9 protein-coding genes are annotated in these 5,336 nt (G+C 41.9%); 2 read left to right on the forward strand and 7 right to left on the reverse strand.

What is annotated here, in order from left to right; all coding sequences use genetic code 11:
* From AAF462_09795 to AAF462_09820, 6 genes are all read right to left on the reverse strand, one after another.
* Positions 1-376: caspase family protein (locus AAF462_09795; GenBank protein ID MEM7009412.1), on the reverse strand; the 376-nt coding region annotated here is incomplete at its 3' end.
* Between the two features lie 72 nt (positions 377-448).
* On the reverse strand, positions 449-691 hold the full coding sequence (locus AAF462_09800; protein MEM7009413.1) for a hypothetical protein: 243 nt from the start codon (positions 689-691) through the stop codon (positions 449-451).
* 26 nt (positions 692-717) lie between these two features.
* Positions 718-960: a hypothetical protein gene (locus AAF462_09805; GenBank protein MEM7009414.1), complete on the reverse strand. Its 243-nt coding sequence runs from the start codon at positions 958-960 to the stop codon at positions 718-720.
* A 30-nt stretch (positions 961-990) separates the two neighbouring features.
* Complete coding sequence (locus tag AAF462_09810) at positions 991-1,224, reverse strand: hypothetical protein (protein ID MEM7009415.1); 234 nt, start codon at positions 1,222-1,224, stop codon at positions 991-993.
* A gap of 31 nt (positions 1,225-1,255) precedes the next feature.
* The gene (locus tag AAF462_09815) at positions 1,256-1,486 is read right to left on the reverse strand and encodes a hypothetical protein (GenBank protein MEM7009416.1); all 231 of its coding nucleotides are present in this window, start codon (positions 1,484-1,486) and stop codon (positions 1,256-1,258) included.
* A gap of 115 nt (positions 1,487-1,601) precedes the next feature.
* Positions 1,602-2,708, reverse strand: coding sequence for a YncE family protein (locus AAF462_09820; protein ID MEM7009417.1), 1,107 nt, complete (start codon positions 2,706-2,708; stop codon positions 1,602-1,604).
* Positions 2,709-2,938: 230 nt separating this feature from the next.
* Between AAF462_09820 and purE the strand changes: the two genes are divergently transcribed.
* Positions 2,939-3,436, forward strand: coding sequence for a 5-(carboxyamino)imidazole ribonucleotide mutase (purE, locus tag AAF462_09825; GenBank protein MEM7009418.1), 498 nt, complete (start codon positions 2,939-2,941; stop codon positions 3,434-3,436).
* Between the two features lie 34 nt (positions 3,437-3,470).
* On the forward strand, positions 3,471-4,544 hold the full coding sequence (locus tag AAF462_09830; protein MEM7009419.1) for a 5-(carboxyamino)imidazole ribonucleotide synthase: 1,074 nt from the start codon (positions 3,471-3,473) through the stop codon (positions 4,542-4,544).
* Positions 4,545-4,594: 50 nt separating this feature from the next.
* Here the strand turns inward: AAF462_09830 and AAF462_09835 are convergent.
* Positions 4,595-5,336 (reverse strand): hypothetical protein (locus AAF462_09835; GenBank protein MEM7009420.1); only part of this gene is annotated, 742 nt, incomplete at its 5' end.

The following is a 5,336-nucleotide window of genomic DNA, read 5'->3' on the forward strand; positions in this document are numbered from 1 at the left end:
CTTCTTTCTGACTTCCATCTAAGTCTAGAAGCATCCCGTGGCCATTATAGTAGACAATTACAGAATCATTTTCTGATACTGTTTCAGTAAGCCACTTAAATCCCTTAACAACTCCTTTATACGTAGCATCTGAGTCAATCAGCTTTTTAATATTGCCTCTTGGGATTCCCATATTAGTTTCCAATGTTGAAGCAAAAAGGTCCACATCATTTTTGCAGACAGCTTTAATTTTCTGCCACGGCGGGCACGAGCCAATTGCAAGCACATAAATAGTTGAGGGATCAATCGGGGGTTGTTTACTAAGAGCACTTGTTGAACAAAGTGCAAAAATCGTAGTAACAATAAGAGCGAAAAGATTTTTATTATTAATCTTCATTGATTATTAATATACAACAAGCGGGCAACTGTCCTATAGAAAACACTGCAGAAAAACCTATCTAGTTCCGCCCTATTCTTCTGACTGGCTAACCGGGCAGTTTTCTACTTTTTCGCCGCCTAGTTTTTTGCAGTCATTCTCATCCTTTGCCAGCACACAAACCTCGGCTGATGAAATATTGCAAAACATGCCTGGATTTCCTTCTGATCCAAAGCCCACTACAGCTCTATCAAATGCATCCATAGCTGCTGCATTAAACGAGCCATAAGCTAGTCCAAGGACAGCAATAGCGAAAATAATAAGCAACCTTCTCATGAATATGCCTCCTAAAAATAACTTAATTACTCACCACTTGGCTGAGGACAACTATCTACTTTTTCGCCCTTAAGTTTTGTACAGTCATCTTCATTTTCTGCAAGTACGCAAACATTTACAGATTCTATGTTACAGAACATTCCGGGATTCTGATCCGAACCCAGCATCATCTGTGCACCCATGTTTTCTATATCCTTGGCTTGAGTATCTATTGATATGAAAGATACCCCAAATAAGATAAGGAGCATTACAACAATTATATTCTTCATACTTTAGCCTCCTAGAAATTATTATTGGAATTATTGTTCTTTAGGCAATGGACAAGAATCTACTTTTTTCCCTCTAAGCTTTTCACAATCCTCAGCTGTCTTTGCGAGCACGCACACCTCTTTAGATTCCACCTTGCAGAAAACACCAGCACTCACATCCGCACCTAATTCAACCTGTGCTCCCGCTTCCTCAAGCTGGTCAGCATATGAATAAGATGCAAATACAAACATAGCTAACGCTAATACCAATAATAGTCTTATCATGGATCTCCCTCTATATATTTATCTATTCAGTCTATTTTTCTTCTTCTGAGGAGGGACACGAGTCCACTTTCTTGCCCTCAAGTTTTTTGCAGTCCTCTTCATTTTGAGTCAGCACACAGACTTGAGCTGATTCTACATTGCAGAATTGTCCAGTGCCGATCTCCAAGTCCCAGCTTCCTTTATAAACTCCAGGAATTATTCCCGCCAAAGAAGTTGTTGCAAAAGCACTAAAGAGGAACGCCGCCAATATCATATGTCTCATGATAATTCCTCCTATATAGTGATATTATAACCCAGTTTATAGTTGGATTGTTAATAGAAAATATAATGCAGAGATGAGCCGGAATTTATGTGGTTCTAATATGCTTCTCCCAACCCTACCAAAATCTTCTGATCAATATGAACGCGGGAATAATTAGAAATGTTAGCAAGGAGCGCGGGCTTGTGCCTGATGACGCTAGTGAGCATGAATTGCTGCCGTCGCTACTTCTACCTCCCCCGTCTGGACCAGGTGAGATGGATGAAGGCCCTATAACTATAAATCCTGCTAAACCGCTAAGATCAATTGCAGGGTCAATTGTGGTGTTAGTGGCAGTATCGATCACCGAGACGCTTCGACCATTTAAATTTGCTACATATACATTATTCCCATCCGGCGTTACAGCAATGCCTACTTGCTGGCCCTCTCCAACTGGTATCGGATTACCTACAACCATGTTCGTATCTATATCAATTACCGTCACGGTATCGGTATTAACATTTGTTACATATAGGCTCTTACCATCAGGTGTAATAGTCATATATTGTGAAAACGCTACAACTTCAATAGACGTGTCTATTACCATATTAGTAGCAGCATCAATGATCGATATATGCTCAGCGTTAAAATTTGTCACATAAACACGGCTGCCATCTGGGGTTATTGCAATCCCAAAGGGCTGCTCCGCAACCTCTATTTGAGGCTCCGTAACCATGTTTGTTGCAGTATCAATTACTGCGACATCTGAGCCGCCAAAGAGTGCTACATATACGCGGCTTCCATCAGGAGTTATAGCAAGCTGTCCTAAGAGCGCCTCATTTAGATCAATCGGACCGCCTACGAGCATATTAGTGGATGTGTCTAATACAAAAACCCTGTCTGAGCCCTCGGGATTCTCAGCTACTATATAAGCCCTTGAGCCGTCAGGTGTTATTGCTATAGCACTAGAGTTCTGCCCGACATCTATAGGAGAACCAATGACCATGTTTGTTTCAGTGTCAACTTCGGTGACTTTGTTCCCAGTTACGTACATTCGCGAGCCGTCAGGAGTGATGGCCATTTGATTAGCGGTATTCTCGATTGATATTGGTGATCCTACCACCATCATGGTCGAGGTATCAATAACACTTAGATTTGAACCATCTCCCACGTAAGCAAAGGGCTGGGCATTACTTATTCCTGTGTAAAAAATTGCTAGAATAAAAACACTAAGAAGAATCCTCATTTTCCGTCCTCCAAAGGAGTATTTAAAATTGACACAAAAAACATTTAAATACAATTATAACTAAACTTGCTAATCTGTGCGCTGTTTGAGATGAATTCTGATAGCCGATATCTCTGAATAAGAGTCAAAGTTTTAGTATCATGACACTCTGCTGGATTTGACTTTAATTTGTTTTTTCCATAACATTTTGCATGCCTAAATCCTCTCAAAAAGCCGTAGTAGGAATCATCATGGGATCCCAGTCCGACTGGAAGACAATGGAGAATACGGCCCAAATCCTAGATGAGCTCAAGATTAAATACGAGAGCAGAATAGTATCTGCGCATAGAACTCCTGACAGGCTTTATGAGTACGCAAAAAGCGCACGTGAAAGGGGACTTAAGGTAATTATTGCAGGTGCAGGAGGAGCGGCTCACTTGCCGGGCATGACAGCCAGCATGACGAGTCTTCCGGTTCTTGGAGTGCCTGTAGAGAGCAGAACTCTTAAAGGGCTGGACAGCCTACTTTCAATTGCTCAGATGCCGGCCGGAATACCTGTGGGCACATTAGCAATCGGCACAGCGGGCGCAAAAAACGCGGCATTACTTGCAGCGGCAATCATTTCCACATCGGATGAGAAAACAGCGGCTAGACTGGACCAATTTAGATCAAAGCAGACAAAGAGCATTGCGACAAAACCTAAAAAAGATCCAAGCTCTGAAATACTAAAGAAAGTCACAAAGAAATAGCGGTTAGATTGAATAGGGATATTACTAGCACGGGATGAAATCTAAGGTTAAAACAATTGGAATTTTAGGAAGCGGGCAGCTCGGACGCATGAGCGCACTTGCCGCGGCAGAGCTTGGTATTAAGGTACATGTCTACTCTCCTGAGGCTGACAGTCCTGCAGAGCAGGTTAGTGCAAAAGGATTTGTCGGCGACTATACAGACAAGAAGAAATTAAGGGCGTTTGCTAAGAGCGTGGATGTGGTCTCGTATGAGTTTGAAAACATTCCTGTTGAGAGCGTCCGTTTTATTCAGAAAATTAAACCTGTATACCCCGATGACAAACTTCTGGAAGTCTCCCAAAACCGCATAACAGAAAAGAGCTATCTAAATAACATAGGTATACCCACAGCTAAGTGGGCCCCAATATACAGTCCTGAGGATATAGACAAGGCCGTCGGCGAGTTGGGAGGTAAGAATTTTGTACTTAAGACAACACGATTTGGCTATGATGGAAAGGGGCAGACAACTCATAAAGCCGGCGATAGCGCAAAGAGAAGTTTTAGTAAGCTTGGTTCAGATGAGCTGATACTTGAGGAAATGGTCAATTTTAAGTGCGAAATATCGATTATTATAGCAAGGGATAAGTTCGGCAAATCTGCGGTATACGGTCCTGTAGAAAATGTACACAAAAACCATATTCTTCACACTAGCACGGTGCCCGCAAAGGTAGATTCGAAAGTTGCGGCCAAGGCAAAAAGAGTTGCACGCAAACTGGCAGACTCAGTTGGATTAATAGGAGTTCTGGGACTTGAGATGTTTGTGACAAAAGACGGGCAGATTTTAGCAAATGAAATAGCACCTCGGACTCATAATTCAGGGCACTTAACTATTGATGCATGTGCCGCGTCACAGTTTGAACAGCACGTAAGAACTATTAGCGGACTTCCGGTTTCTGACCCTACCCCGCATTCAAACGCGGTAATGACAAATCTAATTGGAAATGACGTAAATCAGGTAAAAAAGTACTATGATATGAAAGGCGCTTGTATTCATATATATGGCAAAAGTGAGGCTAGAGCCGGCCGGAAAATGGGCCATGTTACCGTAATAAAACCTATTAAAAAGTAGCTCGATAACACTTTAAGTATAAATCCTAAACTACTACATACACTTATTTATTAACCAAGTTTTGCTCTACGCTTAAGATATATCAGTGATCCTATAAATAAAAATGTTGCGATAACAACAGATCCCCACCCAGATAGCGTAGGTACAGCCCTAGGAGGAAGCGGCCTGAGCGCGATTGCGCTTATATCAAAGCCTTCATCTTGCAACTCGACAACATAATCTATAATACCTCTGTCTGCGTCTATCAGAGCAATTTCAGTGCTAAGTGGAATAAACCTTGCTTCACTATCTATTGCTTCATTGACCTCATCTTCTGTGAATAGAAGAATTGCAAATTCACTTTGATCCTCTGTAAATGCATATGGACCAGATTCATTTCTAACTGCCCCAAAACCAAATCCAGCCGCCTCAACTAGCTTAATAGAGTCCATCGAGGCTACATGAATATTAGCTGCTATAGCTCTCGTTGATATATTTTCTGCAGCTTCGAGACCAAATCCAGCCAATGCAAGCTGCATTGTCGGAGTCGTTTCAGCAGTATCAGTATCAATTGTGAACATCCAAAGCTGGCTGTCTACATTTGCGGCGGCTTTTATGTCAGAATCTCCCCACGCTGCTATGCCAACATTATTTGAATCTATTTCGGGCTCACCAATAAACATAGCCTGAAAATCGCTTGCTAATTCATGGCGGTGAAAGTTATCGGTTTCTAAATTTTCGTAGCTGAAAAGAACACCTTTATCATCGATAGTTATATCGCTAATATAGTTGCTTATTCCGTGCGGCACGGCC

The organism is Thermodesulfobacteriota bacterium (assembly GCA_039028315.1).
In the GTDB taxonomy this organism is placed as follows: domain Bacteria; phylum Desulfobacterota_D; class UBA1144; order Nemesobacterales; family UBA2774; genus CR02bin9.